This is a genomic window from uncultured Solobacterium sp., from assembly GCF_963517755.1.
In the GTDB taxonomy this organism is placed as follows: domain Bacteria; phylum Bacillota_I; class Bacilli_A; order Erysipelotrichales; family Erysipelotrichaceae; genus Bulleidia.
In genome coordinates, this window is sequence record NZ_CAUQGG010000014.1 from 1 (window position 1) to 23,445 (window position 23,445).

General features: G+C 40.3%; 39 protein-coding genes and 1 pseudogene. 2 read left to right on the plus strand and 38 right to left on the minus strand.

Going from position 1 to position 23,445, the window contains the following annotated elements:
- The 33 genes and pseudogenes from RWM19_RS09020 to RWM19_RS07765 form a co-directional block, all read right to left on the minus strand.
- Positions 1-125: pseudogene (locus RWM19_RS09020) on the minus strand (radical SAM mobile pair protein B); the annotation flags it as partial.
- The gene (locus RWM19_RS07610; RefSeq protein ID WP_313985569.1) at positions 113-802 is read right to left on the minus strand and encodes a radical SAM mobile pair protein A; all 690 of its coding nucleotides are present in this window, start codon (positions 800-802) and stop codon (positions 113-115) included. The gene RWM19_RS07610 and the pseudogene RWM19_RS09020, both read right to left, overlap by 13 nt.
- Positions 799-1,236: a radical SAM mobile pair system MarR family transcriptional regulator gene (locus RWM19_RS07615; protein ID WP_313985571.1), complete on the minus strand. Its 438-nt coding sequence runs from the start codon at positions 1,234-1,236 to the stop codon at positions 799-801. Before RWM19_RS07615 ends, RWM19_RS07610 begins: the two co-directional genes overlap by 4 nt.
- Before the next feature lie 230 nt (positions 1,237-1,466).
- Positions 1,467-1,829, minus strand: coding sequence for a 50S ribosomal protein L17 (rplQ, locus tag RWM19_RS07620; protein WP_006525031.1), 363 nt, complete (start codon positions 1,827-1,829; stop codon positions 1,467-1,469).
- A gap of 14 nt (positions 1,830-1,843) precedes the next feature.
- Positions 1,844-2,803: a DNA-directed RNA polymerase subunit alpha gene (locus RWM19_RS07625; RefSeq protein WP_294021432.1), complete on the minus strand. Its 960-nt coding sequence runs from the start codon at positions 2,801-2,803 to the stop codon at positions 1,844-1,846.
- A 24-nt stretch (positions 2,804-2,827) separates the two neighbouring features.
- A complete protein-coding gene (rpsK, locus tag RWM19_RS07630; RefSeq protein WP_006525029.1) occupies positions 2,828-3,232 on the minus strand; it encodes a 30S ribosomal protein S11 in 405 nt (134 codons plus the stop codon).
- A 12-nt stretch (positions 3,233-3,244) separates the two neighbouring features.
- On the minus strand, positions 3,245-3,610 hold the full coding sequence (gene rpsM, locus RWM19_RS07635) for a 30S ribosomal protein S13 (RefSeq protein ID WP_294021434.1): 366 nt from the start codon (positions 3,608-3,610) through the stop codon (positions 3,245-3,247).
- Positions 3,611-3,631: 21 nt separating this feature from the next.
- The gene (gene rpmJ, locus RWM19_RS07640) at positions 3,632-3,745 is read right to left on the minus strand and encodes a 50S ribosomal protein L36 (protein ID WP_006525027.1); all 114 of its coding nucleotides are present in this window, start codon (positions 3,743-3,745) and stop codon (positions 3,632-3,634) included.
- 36 nt (positions 3,746-3,781) lie between these two features.
- Positions 3,782-4,000 (minus strand): translation initiation factor IF-1, encoded by a 219-nt coding sequence (gene infA, locus RWM19_RS07645; protein WP_006525026.1) that lies wholly within the window; start codon positions 3,998-4,000, stop codon positions 3,782-3,784.
- 64 nt (positions 4,001-4,064) lie between these two features.
- Positions 4,065-4,715: an adenylate kinase gene (locus tag RWM19_RS07650; protein WP_313985581.1), complete on the minus strand. Its 651-nt coding sequence runs from the start codon at positions 4,713-4,715 to the stop codon at positions 4,065-4,067.
- A gap of 22 nt (positions 4,716-4,737) precedes the next feature.
- The gene (gene secY, locus RWM19_RS07655; protein WP_313985584.1) at positions 4,738-6,021 is read right to left on the minus strand and encodes a preprotein translocase subunit SecY; all 1,284 of its coding nucleotides are present in this window, start codon (positions 6,019-6,021) and stop codon (positions 4,738-4,740) included.
- Position 6,022: 1 nt separating this feature from the next.
- Positions 6,023-6,463, minus strand: coding sequence for a 50S ribosomal protein L15 (gene rplO, locus RWM19_RS07660; protein WP_294021441.1), 441 nt, complete (start codon positions 6,461-6,463; stop codon positions 6,023-6,025).
- 11 nt (positions 6,464-6,474) lie between these two features.
- On the minus strand, positions 6,475-6,993 hold the full coding sequence (rpsE, locus tag RWM19_RS07665) for a 30S ribosomal protein S5 (protein WP_294021442.1): 519 nt from the start codon (positions 6,991-6,993) through the stop codon (positions 6,475-6,477).
- A 16-nt stretch (positions 6,994-7,009) separates the two neighbouring features.
- The gene (gene rplR / locus RWM19_RS07670; protein WP_294208192.1) at positions 7,010-7,366 is read right to left on the minus strand and encodes a 50S ribosomal protein L18; all 357 of its coding nucleotides are present in this window, start codon (positions 7,364-7,366) and stop codon (positions 7,010-7,012) included.
- Between the two features lie 20 nt (positions 7,367-7,386).
- Positions 7,387-7,935: a 50S ribosomal protein L6 gene (gene rplF / locus RWM19_RS07675; RefSeq protein WP_313985593.1), complete on the minus strand. Its 549-nt coding sequence runs from the start codon at positions 7,933-7,935 to the stop codon at positions 7,387-7,389.
- Between the two features lie 20 nt (positions 7,936-7,955).
- The gene (gene rpsH / locus RWM19_RS07680) at positions 7,956-8,345 is read right to left on the minus strand and encodes a 30S ribosomal protein S8 (RefSeq protein WP_006525018.1); all 390 of its coding nucleotides are present in this window, start codon (positions 8,343-8,345) and stop codon (positions 7,956-7,958) included.
- A gap of 14 nt (positions 8,346-8,359) precedes the next feature.
- Entirely contained in the window at positions 8,360-8,545 is a 186-nt protein-coding gene (locus tag RWM19_RS07685) for a type Z 30S ribosomal protein S14 (RefSeq protein ID WP_006525017.1), read from the minus strand.
- A gap of 17 nt (positions 8,546-8,562) precedes the next feature.
- Positions 8,563-9,102, minus strand: a complete 540-nt coding sequence (gene rplE, locus RWM19_RS07690) for a 50S ribosomal protein L5 (RefSeq protein WP_006525016.1) — start codon at positions 9,100-9,102, stop codon at positions 8,563-8,565.
- Positions 9,102-9,425 (minus strand): 50S ribosomal protein L24, encoded by a 324-nt coding sequence (rplX, locus tag RWM19_RS07695; protein WP_294021445.1) that lies wholly within the window; start codon positions 9,423-9,425, stop codon positions 9,102-9,104. Before rplX ends, rplE begins: the two co-directional genes overlap by 1 nt.
- A 14-nt stretch (positions 9,426-9,439) precedes the next feature.
- Positions 9,440-9,808, minus strand: coding sequence for a 50S ribosomal protein L14 (rplN, locus tag RWM19_RS07700; RefSeq protein ID WP_294021447.1), 369 nt, complete (start codon positions 9,806-9,808; stop codon positions 9,440-9,442).
- 18 nt (positions 9,809-9,826) lie between these two features.
- On the minus strand, positions 9,827-10,090 hold the full coding sequence (rpsQ, locus tag RWM19_RS07705; RefSeq protein WP_294021448.1) for a 30S ribosomal protein S17: 264 nt from the start codon (positions 10,088-10,090) through the stop codon (positions 9,827-9,829).
- Between the two features lie 14 nt (positions 10,091-10,104).
- Entirely contained in the window at positions 10,105-10,305 is a 201-nt protein-coding gene (gene rpmC / locus RWM19_RS07710; protein ID WP_006525012.1) for a 50S ribosomal protein L29, read from the minus strand.
- 5 nt (positions 10,306-10,310) lie between these two features.
- Positions 10,311-10,733 carry a 50S ribosomal protein L16 gene (gene rplP / locus RWM19_RS07715; protein WP_294021450.1) on the minus strand — a complete coding sequence of 141 codons (423 nt, stop codon included), beginning with the start codon at positions 10,731-10,733 and terminating at the stop codon, positions 10,311-10,313.
- 2 nt (positions 10,734-10,735) lie between these two features.
- Positions 10,736-11,548, minus strand: coding sequence for a 30S ribosomal protein S3 (gene rpsC / locus RWM19_RS07720; RefSeq protein WP_294021452.1), 813 nt, complete (start codon positions 11,546-11,548; stop codon positions 10,736-10,738).
- Between the two features lie 17 nt (positions 11,549-11,565).
- Positions 11,566-11,901, minus strand: coding sequence for a 50S ribosomal protein L22 (gene rplV, locus RWM19_RS07725; RefSeq protein WP_006525009.1), 336 nt, complete (start codon positions 11,899-11,901; stop codon positions 11,566-11,568).
- A 14-nt stretch (positions 11,902-11,915) separates the two neighbouring features.
- Positions 11,916-12,185 carry a 30S ribosomal protein S19 gene (gene rpsS, locus RWM19_RS07730; RefSeq protein WP_006525008.1) on the minus strand — a complete coding sequence of 90 codons (270 nt, stop codon included), beginning with the start codon at positions 12,183-12,185 and terminating at the stop codon, positions 11,916-11,918.
- A gap of 20 nt (positions 12,186-12,205) precedes the next feature.
- A complete protein-coding gene (gene rplB / locus RWM19_RS07735) occupies positions 12,206-13,039 on the minus strand; it encodes a 50S ribosomal protein L2 (protein WP_313985606.1) in 834 nt (277 codons plus the stop codon).
- A 62-nt stretch (positions 13,040-13,101) separates the two neighbouring features.
- Positions 13,102-13,392 carry a 50S ribosomal protein L23 gene (rplW, locus tag RWM19_RS07740; protein WP_006525006.1) on the minus strand — a complete coding sequence of 97 codons (291 nt, stop codon included), beginning with the start codon at positions 13,390-13,392 and terminating at the stop codon, positions 13,102-13,104.
- Positions 13,392-14,021, minus strand: coding sequence for a 50S ribosomal protein L4 (gene rplD, locus RWM19_RS07745; RefSeq protein WP_006525005.1), 630 nt, complete (start codon positions 14,019-14,021; stop codon positions 13,392-13,394). Before rplD ends, rplW begins: the two co-directional genes overlap by 1 nt.
- Positions 14,022-14,033: 12 nt before the next feature.
- Positions 14,034-14,795 (minus strand): 50S ribosomal protein L3, encoded by a 762-nt coding sequence (gene rplC, locus RWM19_RS07750; protein WP_294022443.1) that lies wholly within the window; start codon positions 14,793-14,795, stop codon positions 14,034-14,036.
- A gap of 22 nt (positions 14,796-14,817) precedes the next feature.
- Positions 14,818-15,129, minus strand: a complete 312-nt coding sequence (gene rpsJ, locus RWM19_RS07755; protein ID WP_028077828.1) for a 30S ribosomal protein S10 — start codon at positions 15,127-15,129, stop codon at positions 14,818-14,820.
- Positions 15,130-15,496: 367 nt separating this feature from the next.
- A complete protein-coding gene (locus RWM19_RS07760; protein ID WP_313985612.1) occupies positions 15,497-16,174 on the minus strand; it encodes an HAD family hydrolase in 678 nt (225 codons plus the stop codon).
- 1 nt (position 16,175) lies between these two features.
- Entirely contained in the window at positions 16,176-16,916 is a 741-nt protein-coding gene (locus tag RWM19_RS07765) for a protein phosphatase 2C domain-containing protein (RefSeq protein WP_313985615.1), read from the minus strand.
- 128 nt (positions 16,917-17,044) lie between these two features.
- Between RWM19_RS07765 and RWM19_RS07770 the strand changes: the two genes are divergently transcribed.
- Positions 17,045-18,367 carry a class II D-tagatose-bisphosphate aldolase, non-catalytic subunit gene (locus RWM19_RS07770; RefSeq protein WP_399553450.1) on the plus strand — a complete coding sequence of 441 codons (1,323 nt, stop codon included), beginning with the start codon at positions 17,045-17,047 and terminating at the stop codon, positions 18,365-18,367.
- A gap of 86 nt (positions 18,368-18,453) precedes the next feature.
- Here the strand turns inward: RWM19_RS07770 and RWM19_RS07775 are convergent, their stop codons facing one another.
- The gene (locus tag RWM19_RS07775) at positions 18,454-19,722 is read right to left on the minus strand and encodes a transglutaminase domain-containing protein (RefSeq protein WP_313985618.1); all 1,269 of its coding nucleotides are present in this window, start codon (positions 19,720-19,722) and stop codon (positions 18,454-18,456) included.
- A 261-nt stretch (positions 19,723-19,983) separates the two neighbouring features.
- Positions 19,984-20,691 carry a hypothetical protein gene (locus RWM19_RS07780; RefSeq protein WP_313985621.1) on the minus strand — a complete coding sequence of 236 codons (708 nt, stop codon included), beginning with the start codon at positions 20,689-20,691 and terminating at the stop codon, positions 19,984-19,986.
- A gap of 74 nt (positions 20,692-20,765) precedes the next feature.
- Between RWM19_RS07780 and RWM19_RS07785 the strand changes: the two genes are divergently transcribed.
- Positions 20,766-20,939, plus strand: a complete 174-nt coding sequence (locus RWM19_RS07785) for a hypothetical protein (protein WP_294020315.1) — start codon at positions 20,766-20,768, stop codon at positions 20,937-20,939.
- A gap of 55 nt (positions 20,940-20,994) precedes the next feature.
- Here the strand turns inward: RWM19_RS07785 and RWM19_RS07790 are convergent, their stop codons facing one another.
- From RWM19_RS07790 to agaV, 3 genes are read right to left on the minus strand one after another with little or no spacing between them, the layout of a single operon-like run.
- A complete protein-coding gene (locus RWM19_RS07790) occupies positions 20,995-21,948 on the minus strand; it encodes a PTS system mannose/fructose/sorbose family transporter subunit IID (RefSeq protein WP_294022438.1) in 954 nt (317 codons plus the stop codon).
- Entirely contained in the window at positions 21,938-22,732 is a 795-nt protein-coding gene (locus RWM19_RS07795) for a PTS sugar transporter subunit IIC (RefSeq protein ID WP_294020317.1), read from the minus strand. The genes RWM19_RS07790 and RWM19_RS07795 overlap by 11 nt, the downstream gene beginning before the upstream one ends.
- A 55-nt stretch (positions 22,733-22,787) precedes the next feature.
- A complete protein-coding gene (gene agaV / locus RWM19_RS07800; RefSeq protein ID WP_040627132.1) occupies positions 22,788-23,264 on the minus strand; it encodes a PTS N-acetylgalactosamine transporter subunit IIB in 477 nt (158 codons plus the stop codon).
- Positions 23,265-23,445: the final 181 nt, after the last annotated feature.

Below are 23,445 nucleotides of genomic sequence, written 5' to 3' on the forward strand. Positions count from 1 at the left end.
TTGCAGGCATGTGTACAGCCCACATAGGGATTGACCGAGTAACCGCCTACCGGCAAACTGGACTTGGTCATGATGTTCTTTGTTTCCACCTCACGAATGAGAATTTCATCGATTACTTCTGCCATGATCTCTGTACCTCCAACACTTTATTGAATTCCTCTGGCATTTCCTGAATCATATTTTCATCCCCTATGATAGGGACAAGGTCTTCCTTCATAAACACCGGAACACCGAGCTTATGTGCCTGGTCCGTTAGAGACCATGCCCATTCCGGCTCCGTATGAATCTTCCTGCTCTGAGCTCCGGTCATGGTGCCGACAACGATCCAATTGATTCCGGAAAGGTCAACTATGCCGGGATCGTCGAATAACGGCTCAAAGGTAACATGGTAATGTTTTGCTCTGACATTTTTACGAAGGGCGTCGATACGCCACAGTTCTGCTTTCCTCGTCACCGTAACGCCAAACCATGCGTTTTCCATATCGGTATCAAAATCTAGCAAATCAGGTCGCTTGGTAAGGAACAGGAACTGATGCTGTGGATTTTCACGGATCTTTGCAAATACCTCATCTCTCCATTCCGGCTTCCATCCGGAGAGATCGCTCATGCCGGTAAGAAGAAAATTCTGCGGACGTTTCTTTTCCATCATCTTGAGCTTACCCGGGAAGAATTCAGGATCAGCGAAGTCATCAATCATATGCCAGCGTTTCACATTGTTGCGGGCATAGCAATATGCACACCCCACTGTGCAGCCGATGACGAGATTCATATTCTGAATCTGATCTTTGATACAAATACTCATAACTGCTGCCACTCCTCAAGATTCTTCCTGATGCGGTCGAGGCATTCCTCAAACCGGGTAATTTCTTCCTCTGAAAAACCCTTGTAGTAAATGCTGCCCATCTCATCAGATACAGAATCGTACTCCCCCTTTAAGGCATGTGCTTTCTCAGTCAGAAACAGGAGTGTTTTCCTTTTGTCCGTTTCAGACTGAACACGGCTTATCAGCCCTTGATGTTCCATTCTTTCCAGCATCGTCGTAAGAGATGTTATCGCTAGTCCGCATTTGACCGAGAGTGACTTGATCGAGAGTCCATCCTCCTGCCACAGCACATAAAGAATGCGCCCCTGGGCTCCATTGAACGCATCAATATTCTTTTCGCTGAGAATCTTCTCAAAAATCCGGTCACCAAGCTGTTTTATTTTAGTGACAAGAAATCCTCCATTTGTTTTCATACAAAACCTCCTATATAGTAGTTTATAAAACATACTATATAGGAGGTTTATTGTCAACAATTTGTATGTCTGAATAAAGGAAAATTCCGATTTGTTGCGCAATCATTGTACTTAAATTATACAATTTCAATCGTATATTTAAAGAACAGTATCAACTCACACCAGCGAAATGGAGAAAGTCTCAAATGAAAAAATGACCGTATATCATCGATATACGGTCTATCTTTTGATTAAACTAATTCGATATAAGCCATTGGAGCAGCATCGCCACGACGAACACCTGTCTTAACAACACGTGTATAACCGCCCTTACGATCAGCATACTTAGGAGCTACTTCTTCAAATAACTTCTTTAATACTGTCTGTCCTGTCTTTTCATCAGCTACAACATTTCTAACGAAAGCAGCAGCCTGACGACGAGCAGCTAAATCACCCTTTTTACCTAAAGTGATTAACTCGTCAACTACAGATCTCATATCTTTAGCTTTAGCTTCTGTTGTCTCTACTTTGCCATACATGATGACAGAAGTAGCTAAGTTTCTCAACATAGCTTTGCGGTGATCAGCATTTCTGCCGAATTTACGATTCCACATAAACGTTCCTCCTGTTAATCAAAGGATTTGAAGCCCAAACCAAGTTCAATGAGCTTATCCTTAACCTCTTTTAATGATTTCTTACCGAGGTTACGGACTCTCATCATTTCATCCTCGGTCTTTTGTGTCAGTTCATCAACTGTCTGAATTCCGGCACGTTTTAAGCAGTTGTAAGAACGTACAGATAAGTCAAGATCTTCAATCATCATCTGTTGTCCCTTACTTGGCTGCTCTGTATTACCTTCCTTAAGTACTTCATCCATTTGTAGTACTTCATCGTTAATACCAGCAACGATATCTAAGTGATCAATTAAAATCTTAGCTGCCATTGCAATCGCCTTTTGTGGATTGATAGAACCATCAGTCCAAACTTCGAGTGTAACAGCATCATATTTAACATCTTCACCTACACGTGTTGGTTCAACGTTGTAAGCAACTTTTTCAACTGGTGTGTAAATAGAGTCAGTAAATACTGTACCAATTCCTTGAGAGGAACCTTGGTTTAGTTGCTTGTTTAAATCAGCACTAATGTAACCACGGCCATTCTTAGCCTTTAATTCCATCTCTAATGTTACGTCTTTTTCTAGGTGCGCAATCTCCAAGTCTTTGTTAATAACTTCAACTTGAGCTGGGCAAATAATATCACCAGCAGTGATTGTGCATGGTCCCTTCGCAGAGATCTGTAATGTATAGACCTCATCGTCCTCAATCTTCATGACTAACTGCTTTAATTGCAAGATAATCATGGAAACGTCTTCTCTCACACCTGGGATAGATGTAAATTCGTGGTATACGCCATCAACCTTGATGGAGAATACTGCGGCTCCCGGTAGGGATGAAAGCAGGACCCTGCGAAGCGCATTCCCGATTGTTGTACCAAATCCTCTCTCTAATGGAGAAAGAACAAACTTACCATAATTTTCAGATTCTACATATTCCTGTACTTCGAAATCGGCGCGTTCAAATTTTTGCATGCTTCAATCCTCCTGTTCTAATGATTATCCACGCGGTCTCTTTGGCGGACGGCATCCGTTATGAGGGATCGGAGTTACATCATTAATAACGGTAATCTCTAAACCTGCTGTCTGTAAAGAACGAACTGCTGATTCACGACCAGCACCTGGTCCCTTAACATTTACTTCTACGCTCTTCATACCCTGTTGAACAGCTGCTTTACCAGCTGCTTCAGCGCATAACTGTGCAACATAAGGAGTAGACTTACGTGAACCCTTATAACCTAATGCACCAGCTGAGCTCCAAGAAATAACGTTACCTGCTTCATCAGAAATAGTAACGATTGTGTTGTTGAATGTTGAATGAATATGAGCAATACCTTTTGCTACATTGCGGCGGGCCTTCTTCTTACGAATCACAGCGCCTTTTTTCTTTGTGTTAGCTGCCATTATACCCTCCTATTACTTCTTCTTATTAGCGACAGTACGACGTGGACCTTTTCTTGTACGAGCATTTGTACGTGTACGTTGTCCACGAACTGGTAATCCTCTTCTATGACGGATTCCACGGTATGAACCGATTTCCATTAGTCGCTTGATATCTAATGCTCTATCACGGCGGAGGTCACCCTCAGTCTTAATAGCATCAATCTTTTCACGGATTGCAGTTTCCTGTGCATCCGTTAAGTCGTTTGTACGTGTGTTTTCGTCGATTCCACAAGCAGCAAGGATATTCTTAGCTGTTGTAGGGCCGATTCCATAAATGTATGTCAATGATACGCCGATAACTTTGTTACGCGGAATATCGACACCAGCAAAACGTGGCATATTTAGTTATCCTCCCTTTAATTAACCCTGTCTCTGCTTATGCTTAGGGTTTTCGCAGATGACCATAACAACGCCCTTGCGCTTGATCACTCTGCACTTATCACAAATTGGTTTTACAGATGGTCTTACTTTCATTTTTATTTGCCTCCTGGACAATTCTACCAAAAACTTTTACTTATGTCTGTAGGTAATTCGCCCACGTGTTAAATCATATGGTGAAATTTCAACGGTGACCCGGTCTCCCGGTAAAATGCGAATGTAGTTCATACGGATTTTACCAGCAACGTGGGCACGGATCTCGTGACCATTTTGAAGCTTCACCAGGAAATTTGCATTTGGAAGTGTTTCTTCCACAATGCCATCAATTTCAATAACGTCCTGTTTGCTCATCTTACTCACTTTCTTTATATGAGTTCTGGAAAGGGAAATCAATCCCTTTCCAACTCAGTATTTTTTAAGCATTCTTCTCAAGAGCTTTTTTAATATCTTCAAATACTTTCTCTGGTTTTTGTGCAGCATCAATATGAGTAACTACACCCTTTTGATCATAATAATCAATAACCGGTTTTGTACTTGATTCATAAGCTTCCATACGAACTTTTAATTGTTCAACTGTATCGTCTTTACGTTGTTGAAGTTCACTTCCGCAAACATCACATACGCCTTCAACTTTACTTGGATGATTATGAATATGATAAATTGCCCCGCACTTTGGACAGATGCGACGTCCTGTAATTCTTTCTTCAAGAATTTCGAACTTCACCTGTAAGTCGATAACTGCATCAACTTTTTTACCAATCTTCTCAGCAATCTTGTCGAAGACTTCAGCCTGTACTAATGTACGTGGGAAGCCATCTAAGAGATAACCATTTGCACAGTCTGGTTGTTGAATACGATCTTCAACCATTGCATTGATTAAATCATCTGGTACAAGTTTACCTTGATTCATATAGCTTTGAGCCTCTAGGCCTAAAGCTGTGCTGTTACGCACATTCTCTCTTAGCATATCGCCAGTAGAGATGTGTGCAATATTGTATTCCTTTAGGATTAGGTCAGACATTGTGCCTTTTCCTGCTCCTGCAGGACCCATGATCAGAATATTCATATCTTATTACCTCTTTCCAAACTTATCTCAAGAATCCCTTGTACTGTTTCTGTGTTAACTGACCCTTCAATTGTTTTACAGTCTCCATTGCGACACCGACAACAATGATGATACCAGTTCCACCTACAGCAGTTGCTTGGGATAGTGGAGTAAACATGGTTAGTAAATAAGGAACTACAGCAATTAGTGTCAATCCAATTGCGCCAAGTACTGTAATTCGGTTCAATACCTTATGCAGATATGTCTTTGTCTCATTACCTGGACGAATACCAGGGATATAAGCACCAGACTTACCAAGGTTTTCAGCAACCTTTTCTGGATCTACCTGCAAGTCAGTATAGAAGAATGTGAACAGGATTGTTAATAATGCATAGAGTCCAAGACCGGTTGGTGTACTCAATGAGAGCCACTGGTTTAGTTTATTATACAGGTCAGTATTAATAAAACTAATTACAATCTGTGGAGCCATCATAATACTCTGTGCAAAAATGACAGGAATTACAGATGCACTATTAATTTTGAGTGGTAAGAATGTTATATCACTACCACTACGTGCTGCGGAACTGTTTGTATACTGGATAGGAATCTTACGTACTGCTGTTTCCATAATAATTACGAAGACAACAACCGCTAGATATAGGACACAATACAATGCGAACTGTAGAATACCATTGAATAGTTCACCTTGTGTTGTTCCTCCAGCAAGAATCTGATATACCTGCATGAACGCAGCTGGCATATTAGAAACAATACCCGCGAAGATAATAATGGATAAACCATTACCAATACCCTTCATTGAGATACGGTCACCAATCCAGATGAGGAACATGGATCCCGCAGTCATGACGGTTGCAGTATATAAGTAACCTGAAAGATTTGCATTTGTCAGGACTCTATACTGCTTATCGAATCCATATACCAAGGAATATGCTTGAACAAATGCCAATACAACTCCTAAGTATCTAGTAATTCGTTCAATCTTCATTCGGCCTGTTTGTCCAGACTTAGTCATTTCCGTTAATGACGGAATAACATCCATGGATAACAGCTGAATGATAATACTTGCTGTGATATATGGTGTGACACCCATCGCAAAGATGGATAATCTTTCAAGTGCACCACCACCCAGCATATTCATTATGCTGAGTAGTGAGTTATTTGCAAGTGATTGAGCTAGCGTTTCCGTGTTTACACCCGGAACAGGTAGAGCAGCTCCGACGCGATAGATCAGCAGCATTGCTAAAGTAAAGAATATTCTATTGCGAGTTTCCTTATTCTTAAACAAGCTGACGAACGTATGCATCATATTAGAGAACCTCTACTTTTCCGCCTGCTGCTTCAATAGCACTCTGTGCTGTCTTTGAGAACTTCTCAGCCTTAACAGTGAGTTTCTTCTCAAGCTTACCGCAACCAAGTACCTTAACACCATCAAGGTGCTTCTTAACTAGGCCTGCAGCCTTAAGAGCTTCGTAATCAACTGTTACACCGTCTTCGAACTTATTTAAATCCTCAACGTTAACAATTGCATACTCCTTGCGAGTATAGTTTGTGAAACCTCTCTTAGGCATTCTCTTGAAGAATGGTGTCTGTCCACCTTCAAATCCAATCGCAACACCACCGCCGCTACGAGCGTTCTGACCTTTGTTACCCTTTCCGGAAGTCTTACCTGTACCGGAACCTTGGCCACGACCGATTCTCTTTCTGTTAGAGCGGGAACCTTCTGTATATGTTAATTCATTTAGTTTCATCAGGACCCTCCTTATCGAATCTCAGCGACTTTCTTATCGCGAGTCTTAGCAATTTCATCTACTGTACGCATACCCTTTAATGCTTCTAATGTTGCGTAAACAACATTGACAGGTGTACGTGAACCGATAACCTTAGAAAGGACATCAGATACACCAGCAAGCTCTAATACGGAACGTACTTCACCACCGGCGATAACACCAGTACCAGGTGCAGCTGGAGCTAAGAATACAGTTGTTGAACTGTGCTTGCTCTTAATTGCATGTGGAACTGTACGGTAGTTATCAACGAGGTTAACGCTGAATACATTCTTTGTAGCTGCTTCTGTAGCCTTCTTGATAGCATCTGGAACTTCGGCTGCTTTACCCATACCGAATCCGATTCTACCCTTCTTATCACCAACAACAACTAGTGCTGCAAAGCGCATTCTACGTCCACCCTTTACAGTCTTGCTGACACGGTTAATGGAGACTACTACTTCTTCGAACTCTTTTGGTTCGCGTTTCTTGAAACTCTTCTTATCGTTCTGCATTTCGTACTCTCCTTCCTTAGAACTTCAAGCCAGCTTCTCTAGCTGCATCAGCTAAAGCCTGGACTCTTCCGTGATATACATAACCGCCACGGTCGAAACGTACTGCTTCAATCTTAGCTTCTTTGCACTTGTTAGCGATAGCTGCGCCAACCTTCTTAGCTGCTTCGATGTTTCCACCGTTCTCAAGCTTTAATTCAAGAGAACTTACAGCACATAGAGTTGTACCTGTTGTATCATCAATTACCTGTGCATAGATGTTTGCATTGGAACGGAATACATTTAGTCTTGGGCACTCAGGAGTACCGTTTACGACGTTACGTACACGCTTATGACGACGAATACGTTCTGCATTTTTATTTGCTAATTTAATCATTACTTAGTCTCTCCTTTCCCTTACTTCTTGGCAGCTGCAGTCTTACCTTCCTTACGGCGAACAACTTCGTCAACATAACGAATACCCTTTCCACCGTATGGTTCTGGCTTCTTAGTAGCTCTAACTACTGCTGCGAACTGACCTACAATTTGCTTATCGATACCACTTACGTTGATAGATGAAGCATCTGGAACTTCAACCTTAACATCTGATGGTACTTCAAATTCTACTGGGTGTGAGAAACCAACGTTAAGAGTTAGTTTATTACCTGATAAAGCTGCACGGTAACCAATACCTACAATCTTCATCTTCTTAACAAAGCCTGTGTGAACACCTTCAACCATGGAAGCTAACAAGGCACGAGTTGTACCATGTAACTGCTTTGTATGTTTCTCTTCATTTGGACGCTTAACTGTAGCGATACCTTCGTCCACACTGATCTCCATTAATGGAGAGAACTTCTTAGTCAGTGTTCCCTTAGGGCCTTTTACAGTCACCTCATTACCTGCACCGATAGTAATTTCTACGCCAGCAGGAACGGTAATCGCTTTATTTCCGATACGTGACATTTTTTATTTCCTTTCTCTAATTACCACACGTAAGCGATAACTTCGCCGCCGATGTGTAATTTACGTGCTTGTTTATCTGTCATCATTCCATTTGATGTGGAAATGATAGCAATGCCTAATCCGTTTAATACCTTAGGAATTTCATCACCCTTAGCATAAACGCGAAGACCTGGCTTAGATATTCTCTTGATGCCGCTGATTACGCGACCATCTTTGAGAGTAACAACGATCTTCTTTTCAATTCCTTCGCCTGTTACAGCGTAGTTGTCAATGTAACCTTCGCTCTTTAAGATCTTAGCAATTTCAACCTTAACCTTTGAAGCTGGAGCTACGTCAACTGTTGTCATGCGTGCTTGAACTCCATTACGGATTCTTGTAAGCATGTCAGCAATAGGATCTGTCATATTCATCTCGTGCTACCTCCTTACCAGCTTGCCTTCTTAACTCCAGGAATCTGGCCCTTGTAAGCCAATTCACGGAAGCAGATACGGCATAATTTGTACTTTCTTAATACTGAATGTGGACGTCCACATCTCTCGCAACGTGTGTACTCGCGTGTGGAGAACTTAGCAGGACGTGACTGCTTAACTTTTAAACTTGTTTTTGCCATTCTCAGCTCTCCTCTTTCTACTTAGCAAATGGCATGCCCATTCCCTTGAGCAATGCGTATGCTTCTTGATTAGATTGCGCAGTTGTTACGATAACGATATCCATACCACGAACCTTGTTAACCTTATCGAAGTTGATTTCAGGGAAGATTAACTGTTCCTTAACACCTAATGTATAGTTACCACGGCCATCAAATGCTGTAGCACTTACACCACGGAAGTCACGTACACGTGGAAGAGAAATGTTGAATAACTTATCTAAGAATTCATACATTCTTTCGCCACGTAATGTAACCTTACATCCGATAGGCATATCTTCACGAAGCTTAAAGTTCGCAATGGACTTCTTAGCCTTTGTGATTACTGGCTTTTGACCAGCGATTAATGTTAATTCTTCAACAGCTTCGTCGAGAAGTTTTGAATTAGCAATTGCATCACCAACACCCATGTTGATAACAACCTTAACGATCTTTGGTGCCTGCATTGTACTTGTATAGTTGAATTCCTTCATTAAGGAAGGCTTAACTGTTTCCGTGTACTTTTCTAATAAACGGTTCATTATTTCTTGCCTCCTTTAACTTCTGCTCCGGACTTCTTGTAAACGCGAACCTTCTTACCCTTGTCATCTACCTTAATAGATACACGGCTAGCTGCCTTTGCCTTCTTGTCATAGAGCATTACATTAGAAGCATCAATAGCTGCTTCCTTTTCAACAACGCCACCTTCTGGGTTCTGCTGTGTTGGCTTCAAAGTCTTCTTAACAACGTTAACGCCTTCAACGATAACCTTATTTGTCTTTGGATTAACTGCCTTAACTTCAGCAACTGTTCCCTTGTAGTGACCGCTGATTACCTTGACTGTATCGCCTGTCTTGATTTTCATCGATTCGGCCTCCCTTATAACACTTCCGGTGCAAGGGAAACAATCTTCATGAATCCCTTATCACGGAGTTCCTTAGCAACCGGACCGAAGATACGTGTTCCGACCGGTGTGTTGTCATCCTTGATGATGACAGCCGCATTGTCGTCAAACTTAATGTAACTGCCGTTTTCGCGACTGATACCGTAAACTGTACGAGCGATTACACACTTAACAACCTGACCTTCCTTAACGGATCCGTTAGGTGAAGCTTTCTTAACTGCACATACAACGATATCGCCGATGTTAGCGCGCTTGCGCTTACTGCCGCCTAAACATCTGATAACCAATACTTCTTTGGCACCGGTGTTGTCAGCAACGTTTAATCTGCTTTCATTCTGAATCATATTTTCTCCTCCTGTGCCTTAAAGAATTACTGCTTTTTCAACAATCTTCACTAAGCGGAAATGCTTGTCCTTACTTAATGGTCTTGTTTCCATAACTTCTACAACGTCACCAATATGAGCTTCGTTGTTTTCGTCATGAGCCTTGAAAGTATTGGAATACTTAACACGTCTGCCATATAAAGGATGGCTCTTTGTAGTAGCGATTTCAACGACAATTGTCTTGTCCATCTTATCGGAAACAACTGTTCCGCGAAGGACTTTACGTCTATTTCTTTCTTCCATTTTTAGCCCCTCCTTTATTTAGCCTGCGCACTTGCGCGTTCTGTTAATACTGTCTTAATACGAGCGATAGTCTTCTTGATATCTCTCATTCGAGCAGGATTCTCGAGGTTACCTGTAGCCTGTGCAAAGCGCAGAGTATACAGTTCTTCCTTCAAAGATGTGACTTCCTTCTCGAGTTCTTCATTGCTTAGATCTCTGATTTCCTTCACATTCATGATGTTTATTTAGCCTCCTCTGCTGTCTTCTTTGTAAAGCGTGTCTTTACACAGAGCTTGTTAGCTGCAAGACGTAATGCCTCACGAGCAACTTCTTCGCTTACACCAGCAATTTCAAATAGGATTCTTCCCTTTTGAACTACTGCTACCCAATGGTCTGGGGAACCTTTACCGGAACCCATACGTACTTCCAAAGGCTTCTTTGTCTTTGCAAGTTGTGGGAATACCTTAATCCAAACCTGACCACCACGGTTCATATAACGTGTCATAGCGATACGTGCAGCTTCCAACTGGTTACTGCTTACATAAGCACCTTCATCAGCTACTAATCCGTATTCTCCAAATGCTAACTTTGTACCAGCCTTTGACTTTCCTTCATAGCTTAAACGGTGAGGTCTTCTGTATTTTGTTCTATTTGGCATTAACATATTTATTCTTGACCTCCTTTAGCTTCTTCTGCTACAGGAGCAGCTTCTACTTGAGCAGGACGTGCAGCGCGATTGCCTGCTGGCTTTCTGTCATTACGGCCACCACGTCTGTTGTTGTTTCTGCGGTCATTTCTTGCTGGACGGCTAGGAGCCTCTGGTTCCTTAACCATTTGTCCTGGAAGAACTTCACCACGGCAGATCCAAACCTTAACGCCTAACTTACCATAAGTTGTAGTTGCTTCTTCAGCAGCGTAGTCAATATCACTTCTGAGTGTATGAAGAGGAACTACACCTCTTGCATAACCTTCCTGACGAGCGATTTCTGCACCGCCTAAACGACCCTTCGCCAATGTCTTGATACCCTTAGCACCAGAGCGCATTGTCTGTTGGATTGCCTTCTTCTGTGCAATACGGAAGGACTGACGTGCTTCCAACTGTTCACAGATACGACGTGCAACAAGACGAGCATCTAAGTCAGGATTTGCTACAGCAATTACGTCAACCTTGACATTCTTGCCACCTGTTAACTTAGATAACTTCTTCTTAAGAACTTCCATCTTATCCTTGTCGCCATCTTTTCCAAGCATAGCACCTGGACGAGCACAACGAACGATAACCTTAACGTCCTTCTTACTTGTGCGTTCAATCTCTACGCGAGAGATATATGCGTCCTTTAATTCCTTTTCTAAGAAATTACGAACCTTGACATCTTCGTTCAGAAGATCTCCGAAATCAGCTTTATTTGCGTACCATCTAGAATCCCAGTCACGGATTACGCCGACGCGCATGCCGATTGGGCTAACTTTCTGTCCCATATTCTGACCTTCCTCCCTTACTTCTCATCTGAAACCACAACTGTGATGTGGCTTGTTCTCTTTAAAATCTGTGCTGCATTACCCTTAGCTCTAGGCATGAAACGCTTGAGGACTACGCCTTCATTTGCATAGCAAGCCTTGATATATAGGTTTTCTGCATTTAATTGATTGTTGTTTGTTGCGTTGGCAGCTGCACTCTTTACAACCTTAGCTACTGCTGTAGCTGCGTGGTTAGGAGTGAACTTTAAGATTGCCAATGCTTCTTCAACGCTTCTTCCACGTACCATGTCTAAGACAAGACGAACTTTACGAGGAGTGAAACGAACTGTCTTTGCTGTTGCTCTTACATCCATGTTATTTTTCCTCCTTACGCCTTCTTGTCGTCGCCATGACCGCCGAACTTACGTGTTGGCACGAATTCACCAAGCTTGTGTCCAACCATGTCTTCTGTTACATAAACTGGAACGTGTTCCTTACCGTTATGAACAGCGAATGTGTGCTCAACGAAGCTAGGGAAAATCGTTGAACGGCGAGACCATGTCTTAATTACTTCATTTTTATGTGCTTCATTCTGTGCTTCAACCTTCTTTAATAAGCTAGCGTCACAGAATGGGCCTTTTTTCAAACTTCTTGACATCTTTTATGTTCTCCTTTCAACTATTTTCCATTACGTCTTCTGACGATGTACTGGTTACTCTTGTTCTTTGGCTTACGAGTCTTAACACCCATAGCCTTCTTGCCCCATGGTGTCATAGGTGACTTACGTCCAACTGGCGCTCTACCTTCACCACCACCGTGTGGGTGATCAACTGGGTTCATTGCAGAACCGCGTACTGTAGGACGGATGCCCGTCCATCTGGAGCGGCCAGCTTTACCTAAGTTGATTAAGTTATAATCACCGTTACCAACTGAGCCAACTGTTGCACGGCAGTTACTATGAACACGGCGAACTTCACCAGATGATAAACGGAGAGTTACGAAGTTTCCTTCAGAACCAAGGATCTGAGCAGAACATCCGGCAGCACGTGCCATCTGTCCACCCTTACCAGCTGTAAGTTCAATGTTGTGAACTACTGTTCCATCAGGAATATTCTTCAATTCCATTGCGTTACCAATCTTGATATCCACTGCTTCACCAGAGATGACTGTGTCACCAACGTGTAAGTCAGCTGGGCAGATGATATAACGCTTTTCACCATCTAAATAGTGCAATAATGCGATGTTTGCATTTCTGTTTGGATCATATTCGATTCCAGCAACTTTAGCAGGAACATTGTCCTTGTTTCTTCTGAAGTCGATAATTCTGTACTTTTGCTTAACGCCTCCACCCTGATGACGAGTAGTAATGCGTCCTGTGTTGTTGCGTCCACCCTTTTTGTTTAGTGGAGCAAGCAAGCTCTTCTCTGGAGTTGACTTTGTAATACGGTCATTACTCAGAGTGGACATATTTCTACGTCCGGCACTAGTAGGCTTGTATTTTACGATTGCCATTTTCTTTTACTTTCCTTTCGCAATTTTCCGGAGATAGCGAATTCCTCCGATAGTTAATTCTCTTATTTCTCGCTATTGAAGATATCGATTGAAGCACCCTCAGGTAATGTAACGATTGCCTTCTTATAAGCAGATGTTGTACCTTCGTAGCGGCCCATTCTCTTCTTCTTAGGATGAACGTTAACGATGTTAACGCCTTCTACTTTAATGTTGTAGATTTCCTTGATTGCCTGAGCAACAGAAACTTTGTTTGCATTCTTAGCAACTTCAAACGTTACTTTGTTGAAGCTATCTTGAAGCTTCATAGTTTTTTCTGTTACGAGTGGTCTAACGATAATGTCACGTGCGCTCATTATGCAAATACCTCCCCAGCCTTTTCAGCAGCCTTTTCTGTGAAGACTACTTTATCAGCATTTACAATGTCATAAACATTTAAGCTTGACACTGTTACAACTAATGCATTTGGAATATTTCTCATTGAAACGTATGCATTGTCGAAGTCCTCATCAGCTTCAGCCACAAATAATGTCTTGCGGTCGAAACCAAAAGCATTCATTAAAGCTACAGCCTTCTTTGTCTTGATCTCATCGAATGATAAGTTTTCAAGAACAGTTAATGAACTTTCCTGAAGCTTTTCACTCAATGCAGAACGTAAAGCCAACTGACGAACCTTACGGTTTAGCTTGAAATCATACTTACGAGGTTGTGGTCCAAATGCGATACCACCGTGTCTCCACTGTGTAGCGCGTGTAGAACCCTGACGAGCACGACCAGTACCCTTTTGACGGAATGGCTTCTTACCTGTTCCGGATACTTCAGCTCTAGTTAATGTAGCGTGTGTTCCCTGTCTTAAACCAGCCTGGTAGACGAGGATCGCATCATACATTGCTTGCTGATTTGGTTCAATGCCAAATACAGCATCAGATAGCTCGATGGACTTAACAGCCTTAGCTTCCTGATTGAATACATCAATTTTAGCCATTGATCAAATCCTCTACTTTCCTTCAGCTTCTGTAGCTACAGGTTCTGCAGCTAATTCAGCTTCGATTGTTTCAGAAACTTTTTCTAGTTCCTCTGCAACAGAAACGCCTTCATAAGAAATTAATTCAGGAACTGCAACTTCCTTAACTGGCTTAACTGTTGTCTTGATAACAACCAATCCCTTACGTGGTCCTGGAACATTACCCTTAACAAGGATGTATCCTTCTTCAGCGTCAACCTTAACGATTGCTAAGTTCTGATTAGTTGTTGTGTAAACACCTTCTTGGCCAGGCATTACTGTGCCCTTGTTAACTACGCCGTTGTTACGACCGTTAGTTGCAAGAGAACCGATATGTCTGTGGTGGCCTGAACCATGTGACATTGGTCCACGGGAAGCATTGTTACGAACGATAGTTCCGCTGTAACCCTTACCCTTACTTGTTCCCTGTACGTCTACGACGTCACCAGCCTTGAACAAGTCAGCCTTAACTTCAGCACCTACTTCAAGGTTCATCATTTCATCAGCTCTGAGTTCCTTGATGTAATGCTTAGGAGCTGTATTAGCTTTCTTAGCATGTCCGATAGCAGGCTTGTTGGAACGCTGTTCCTTAACATCCTCATAGCCTAGCTGAACTGCTTCATAGCCATCAACTTCCTTTGTTTTCTTTTGTAGTACAACGTTCGGTTTTACATCGATCACTGTTACAGGAATCAGAGTTCCTTCGATCGTGAATACCTGGGTCATACCAAGCTTACGTCCTAAAATACCCTTCATTTGTATTTACCTCTGTTCCTTTCTACAACTTGATTTCGATATCAACTCCAGAAGGCAAATCCAATCTGCTTAATGCATCGATTGTCTCTGCGGATGGGCCGATAATTTCGATCAATCTCTTGTGTGTACGGATTTCGAATTGCTCACGAGCATCCTTGTACTTGTGGACAGCGCGAAGTACTGTAATCACTTCACGCTCAGTAGGCAGCGGAACAGGTCCGACGATCTTCTTTGCGCCGTGGCTTGTAGCTGTCTTAACGATCTTTTCGCTAGCAGCGTCTAAGCTTCTGTTCTCGTAAGCCTTCAGACGAATTCTTACTGAGTTCTTTGCCATGAATTTTTCCTCCTTATATTCACTCCGCCATCTTGTAGCGGATCGCTCCGTGGAAGTTCCCTGGTTATCACACCATGCTGTGACAACGCACATAGGCGTGCCAGCAATCTTCCACATCTACACGAGTGCTTCAATATAGTAACACTACTAAAACCCTTTTGCAATCACTTTTTTTGATATTTTTATACATTTTGTTTTGCGATAATTTTTGAAGGTTTTTGAATGAAAATATGTTTGTTTTTATATGAAAGCAGTTGCATTTCGCTTTTATTTCATTCGTAAACCTAAGTTATTTTTGTTTTATATATATTATATTGTTAGAAAAAAGACCTGTTATCCGGTCTTCCTGGTATATATTTTCAATGATTTATTGGTTCCATTCCGTATTTATAAGAAACATATCACGGATTTCATCATAGTTGTTTACTTGTTTTACCTCATATAGGGAGATACCACGATGCTCATAACAATACCAAATCGGCATCATTCCAGCACGTACTGCACCTACGATATCCGTTGCAAAGGTATCTCCAATAAACGCAATCTCTTCGCACTTCAATCCTAGATCTCTAGCTGCTTTTTCATAAATGGACGCGTCTGGCTTATGAACTCCAAAGGCACCACTGATAATTACAGTATCAAAATATTTTCGCATATCAAGATAATCAATTTTCACAGCTTGCGATTTTTCATCACCATTTGTGATGATACCAATTTTATATTTCTTTTTTAGTTCAGCCAAAACCTCATAAGAATGTGGCATTTCAACTTGAAATTCATGGAATGTCGCATACCACTTTTCCTTCCATGATTCCACATCCAAATCAGGCACGTAATGTTTTTTTAACATCTCTAGTACATGTGCCTTATTTATGGTTCCATATTCATCCCACAACATACAGCGCTGTACAATACCTTCAAACTCTATACCATGCACATCCATGTCTGGCAACATCTCATGTACCATCCAACGATACATAAAGTATGCTGACTCAACACGGTTGCTAAGTGTACCATCAAAATCAAATAAAATTCCCTTAATCATCTTATTCCCCTTTCAAGCGCAACTGAAGAATTGTAATATCATCGGTTGTTAAAGAACGGTTCTTTTGTATGTATTCTTCAAAAATAGAACTATCAATATCATAATCATTCTTCATCACAGCTTTATCCTGTAATACAGTAGACATTCCATCACTATAGAGATAAATACTCTTGATATCTTTACCAGTAACACTACCACATTTCCCATGCATACATCCAACACCATCTAACGACCCAATCCAGTATCCTTCTGGGTGGCTTTCATTATTTAATAACATTCTTGTTTCACGATGTAATGCCAACTTATTTTTTACTTTCTTTTGATTTCGTTTGTTGATTCTATCAAAAGACTCATCACGATAAACTGTATCATGCATGTATATTTCACAATCGCCTAGTCCATACCATTCAACAGTATTATTATTTGCTCTAACAATAACTATCGCAAAAGAAGGAAGTTTATATTTCTCAATTAAATCATATCCGGAAATTGCCTTACGATATTCTTTTTCAACAGACTTGCATGCATGAAATAAAATATCCGCTAAAGAATCTTCATCATTTGCATATCTCTTTAGCGAATCCGATATCTTTCTTACGGTTTTCTGTACATCATTTCCGCCAAGAAAATCATCACCGAAAAGAGGTGTAGCTCCATCGATTACCCATACCATATTTCCTTGCCAGCCGAAAACATCTTGGTTGACATGCTTTGTACCTTCTTGCGTATATGCTTTTATCATAACTTCTCCAATATCAGAAACAATTTGCATTTTTATATTGATATATCTATTATATCCTCTAAAAATACAAATTCATTAACAATTAATTCATCTACGCTGCTGTATAATTTTAGTAGGAGGATTTTATCATGAGAGAACATCCATTGAAACATATTGTTCGTTTGCAGAAACAAGGTAAAGCTGTTGGTATCTACTCTGCTTGTACTGCAAATGAATTGGTATTACGTGCATGTATGCAACGTGCAAAAGAAACAAATTCTGTATTGCTTATTGAAGCAACAGCAAACCAAGTTGACCAATATGGTGGCTATACCGGTATGAAGCCTAAAGATTTTATGCAGTTTGTTGAGAAACTTGCAAAACTTGAAGATTTGCCTATGGACCGTATCATTTTAGGCGGCGACCACTTGGGTCCACTAACATTCGTACAATACGATGAAGAAAAAGCAATGCAAGAAGCTTCTGAATTAATTCGCCAGTTTGTTCTTGCTGGCTTTACAAAGATTCATATTGATACATCAATGAAAGTCGCAAGTGATGACCCAAATGTTCGCTTAAGCGATGAAATCATTGCTAGACGTGGTGCAGAACTTGCAGTTGTAGCAGAGGAAGCTTACCAACAACTTCTGAAAGATAATCCTGACGCATTACATCCTGTTTATATTGTTGGCTCTGAAGTGCCTATTCCAGGTGGTTCTCAAGAAGCAGTAGAAACCGGTTTACAAGTCACAAAGGTTTCCGACTTCAAACAAACAGTTGCGACATTTGAGAAAGCATTCCATGAACATCAATTAGATGAAGCTTGGAAACACGTTATCGGTGTTGTTGTACAACCTGGTGTTGAGGAAAAAGATGCTGGTTGTACACCTTACGACCGTTCGAAAGCAGTCGACCTAATGGCTTCTATTAAAGAGTATAATAATCTTGTATTTGAAGGACATTCTACCGACTATCAAACAAAAATCAGTCTTCGTGAACTTGTCGAAGACGGAGTTGGTATCTTAAAGGTTGGCCCTGGTCTAACCTATATGATGCGTGAGGCTTTATTTGCATTAGCGTATGCTGAAAAGGAACTATTAAAAGACCACCCTGAAAAGCAGAGTCATTTTATCGAGGTGCTTGATGAGGCAATGCTAAAAAATCCAAAGTACTATATCAAGCATTATCACGGTACTCCTGAAGAAATTGCATACAAGCGTAAGTTCTCCTTTAGTGATCGTTCTCGTTACTACATGCCAGTTGATGAAGTCGTAGCTGCACAAAAGGTCTTATTTGAGAACTTTAAGGATGGTGTACCTCTTGGACTATTGAGTCAATTTATGCCAATCGCATACACAAAGGTACGTGAAGGTACTTTACATAATGATCCAGTATCTCTTGTCAAAGACCGTGTCATCTATACTGTCGATGAGTATATGTATGGTTCTCACCAAGAGGAGATAACATTTTAATTGGACTTAGGATACTTCCAAAGTCTTTTCTACAAAAATACTGTGTAACCTCAAGACAATTTGTCGAAAGATTACACAGTTTATTTTTATGAAACGATTTGTACAGTGATGACACCAACATCATCTTTCGTAATTGCATTATACCAATATCTTCCTGGGAAATATTCGCTAAAGATATTCGTAATATAGCGATAGTTTTGCGATAATAATTGCTCAACTGCTACTTGGAAAGATGCTTGGTCACCAATCTGGAACGAAATCTTTTGGTACGGATCTTCATTCAGCTTCTGTAATACATAGTCTCTAATTGCATAGTAGTCGTATGTTTGGAAATACGCACCATTTTGAACATAGTATGAAAGAGAGTTATCTGTACACTTTGGGAATTTGAATGCTTCAAATGAAGAATCACCAATTACAACTGTTCCATTTAAGGAATAATGTGTACGGAATAGTACTTCATCCGTTACCATGAAGTAATAGTAAACAAGTGACTGACTACCATCATCATTGACTGGATCACCCCAAGTTACATCAACCCAGTAGTACTTACCATTTAATTCTACAAAGTTCCAAGCGTGAGCTTCATCTGTTTGACCGCGAACTGTAGCACACTTAATTCCTGCCTTCTTACAGAGATACTGGAAGGCCCTTGAATAACCAGCACAGATACTCTTTCTGTATAGGAATACGCTTGTGTAATACTGGTCACATTCATTGTCTTCATAAATTGTCCAGTTAATAATCCAATCGTAGAAATATTTAATCTTTTCGTAATCACTTGCGTTTGCGACAGCTCCAACTACATTATCTACAATCTGATCAACTTGAGCTTGCGTTTCAGCGTAATTTTCTGGCACCTGAAATTTAACCTTCGTAACTTTTCCATAGTCATCTGTCCAGTAACGATAGTCCCACATCCAATAAGCTTCAGGGAAGTCATAGTTAAATGCTAGAAGCGCCGTCGCAAAATCTTCTTTTTTTGCAAGCTTCTTGAACGAATATTCAGAAACAGGCTTCTGAAGTACATCATAAAGCTCCCCATATATTGCCTTCTGTATACTTGATAACTGCTCGTAATAATACAAATAAAGTGATTTCGTATTCAACTTATTTTTATCTACAGTTTGGAAACCATTTTTTAACTGGTTGTTACTAGTTTGGTTCTTATCTTCTTTATTTTTTACAGTGAAGCCATTTTTATTTTGTGTCTGATTCTCTGTTGTTGTATTCGTATCTTTATAATCATTCTTATAAGAATTAATTGTTTGATTTTGATTATCATCTGTCACAAAGTCTAATACAGTACAGCCAGATAGGCATAACACTAAAAGTATTGATATAATCTTTTTCAAAATTCCACCCACTTTCATGACCGAGGCCAAAACTGACCACCGTTCAGTAACACATATATAATAACATATATTAAATTTTATTTTTTAAGAAATCATTAAATTTCATAGAATTTACACGAAACAAATATGTGCATAAATATATTGTTTAATGCATATTTCAACATAAAACTTTTGTTGTACAACTCTTCCATAATAAAAGAGAAGAGAGACAGATATTTCTGTGATTCTTCCCTATTGAATCCCGCATGTTCATACCATACATTAAATTTTATATTTTAAGACATCATTGAAATTACGTGTTTGTAACATTTTTTGAATTTCCGGATAATATGTTGTATCCTTCAATTTTTTAGCCGCATGGTTTAGTGCACGCTCCGTACGGTCTTTATCATCCTTTAAACAATACGATTGTGCAGCTCTTAAATAACATACCCCAGCAGGCACGACATCCGTAATTGTATCACCGCGTTCCATTAATTCAGAGGCATACTTACCATCATGCATGACATGGATTGTGTATGGATATTCAACTTCTCTTAGGATTTCAGAATACTTCTCTTTCTGCTTATCCGTTAACTTATCATATGCTTTATGAATTGCCGTATAAGACTCTGCTGCCTTCTCATCTTCTTCTTGTGCGATTCGGAATAATAGTTCCTTCTGTAATACCAGCACACGATCAGAAGAACTCAATCTATAAGCCGCCGCTCTTTCGAATAGTTTATTAAGTTGTTCCTTATCACCCTTGATAAGATTTGCGTCAATTGCCATTAGTGTACGTAACTTCTTGTTAAAGAACAAACGACTGGATAATGAATTTAATTCGTTTAGATATCGGTCCGCATCGCCTTGACGATATAGCAGTAAAGACATATACATGACTTGTCTTTGCGCAAAGAACATCCATGCAACATATAGAACGATCCCAATAATCAACAGAACACCAAATACCAATAAGCGATTTTCCATAACCAACCTCCGTATTTCAAGAATATCACGAAAAACACTGTTATAATAGACACACAAGGAGTTAACACATACCTATGTCTATTTTCGCAACAGGAATTGCCTTATTCATATTTATCGCAGCCACCATTGGATATTTTATCCATATCAAGAAACGTACTCCAGATGAGAAACTACCTCTTAGCGATGACGTACAGAGAATGTATTACGATAAATATGAACAAGAATTAAAGAACCAAAACAAACAATAATCTATATTTAGAACAAAAGGGACAACCGATAAGGTGTCCCTTTCGTTATGCATGATTATTTATGCCACTTGATAAATGCACTTAGAAGTTCTGGAACCTTATAGTCTCCAGCCCAAATTCCAAATACACATCCAACGATACCGATAACGAGTAAGAGCATAATGCACTTCGTTGGTGACCAACCCTTCTTCTTAATCAAGAAATAGCACATTAATGTCAATCCTAAAGGAATAAGTGCAGGTAGGATGCCGTCTAACATTGCTTGAATATCAATATTAACATCTTTTAATTTTTCAACTTCTTTTTCTACAATATTACCATTCTCGATAACAAGCTGTTTAACTTTTTCGGCTGTTTGTCCATTAGGAATTACCATACCGAGTTTTGTAGCGCCGTAATTGCATGTTAATGCACCAACTACGAATACACCCAGCATAGAAGCGGCGTGTGTAAATTCACGAGCGTTAGCAGTCAATACTTCGATAGCCTTTGTACCCATGTCATATGACCAATACATTAACCAATAACGAAGAGCCATCTGTACACCGAATGTAATTAAGAAATAAATGATTGGTCCTGCCAAGTTGCCGGAAATCGCCATATTCGCAGTAATACCAGCTGTGATAGGAACCAATGTAAACCAGAATAACGCATCACCAATACCACCTAAAGGACCCATAGCTGCTACACGAACAGCACGGATTGAGTTGATATCAGCCTTCTGTTGTTCCATGGATAATACAATACCCATAACGAATGTTACTAAGAATGGGTGAGTATTAAAAAACTCAAGGTTGTGAGTCATTGATGTGGATAAGTCATCCTTGTTTGAATGGATTGCCTCTAATCCTGGTAAAATACTCCATAACCAACCAGCAGCCTGCATTCTTTCATAGTTGAAGGAAGCCTGTAAGTTTAGAGAACGCCAAACCATTTTATTTAAAACTGCTTTTGTAAGTGGTTTAGCAGGAGCAGTGTCCTTATATGCTAAATTGAAATTAGATTCCATCTCCAGCACCTCCGTTATTAGATGTTAATTGTTTGATCTTAACATTTGTATTGTAATCGTACATTGCAATTGCAAAGCCGATAAATGCTACAAGAATTAATGTTGCACCCTTTGTAGCTTCAATATTTCCAAGAATAGCAGCAGCTGTGAAACCTGCGAAGTAGATACCCCACATGTCGTTTGCAAGCATAATCTTTAGTAATACTGCGAAACCTACGTAACGCATCATTCCACCAGCAGCACCTAAGCCACCCATGAACCATGAAGCATTTTCAGAGAAGCTCTTTAATGCTTCGCTAGCAGCATCTCCACCGAAGAACGCAACAAGTGCTAGAACTGCGAAGAGACCACCTAAGATGCACATAGATAGAATGTTTACACCAGTGATTCCAGCTGGATCTGCATTTTCAGCAGCCTGATCAGCCTTAGCCATGATGTATGACATAAATGTAAATGTAAATGTAACGACATACTGTCCAAATACAGAGAATACAACTGCTAGACCTAAAGCCTGGTCAACAGGTAATCCTGACTTAACAGCGAAGATCATTGCTACAATAGAACCTAATACAGCGTTTGGTGGCTGTGCTCCACCGACTGGCATGTTACCAACCATCATCAGTTCATATGTACCACCGATGACAAGGCCAGTTTTTACATCACCTAAGATCAAGCCAATAATTGGGCAAGCGATAATAGGACGATATAAAAGCTCAGTCAGTGAGAATTGGTCAATTGCAAAGATGAATGTTGCTACAGCAAGTAATAATGCTTGTAAAACCATTTGATTCAATCCTCCTTAAAATAGATTTTCTGTAGTAAAACGGCTGTAATGATTTTTACCCAAAGAGCTTGCTGATGTCTTCAGCGTGTTCCTGCGGCACTCTGCGGATTTCTAACTCAACACCGAGTTCCTGTAACTTCTTGAATGCTGCTACATCTACATCATCAACAGCAACGCTAGTAGCGACCTGACGTTTTCCTTCAGCCATGTGCATGTTACCAATGTTTACCTTCTTAATTGGAACACCGCCTTCAACCAAACGTAATACGTCAGTAGGTGTCTCACAGACGATAAAGATGTGCTGTGATGGAGAAGCCTTGTGGATAGTTGTAATTGTTTTTTCAATTGTCCAGTAACGTGTCTGTGCATATGAAGGTGCAGCCATATCCATCAATCCTTGACGGAATGTGTTTGCAGCTACGTCATCATTTGCTACCAAGATTAAGTTAGCACCAATTGAACCGGACCATTGTGTTGCCACCTGTCCATGAATTAGACGATTGTCAATTCTAGTTAGTACAATATCTGGCATTTCCTTACTCCTTTCTCTTCGAGTATATGCGCTATTGCCAAAAATGGAAAGCGCTCTCATGTGTATATCTTAACATTAAGTGTCACATAATATTTACATTTTTGCTCAAAACTAGTGTATTTTTCGGTAACAAAAATTATTCTTTTGTTGATTTGTTACTATATTATTGTTTTATTAATAT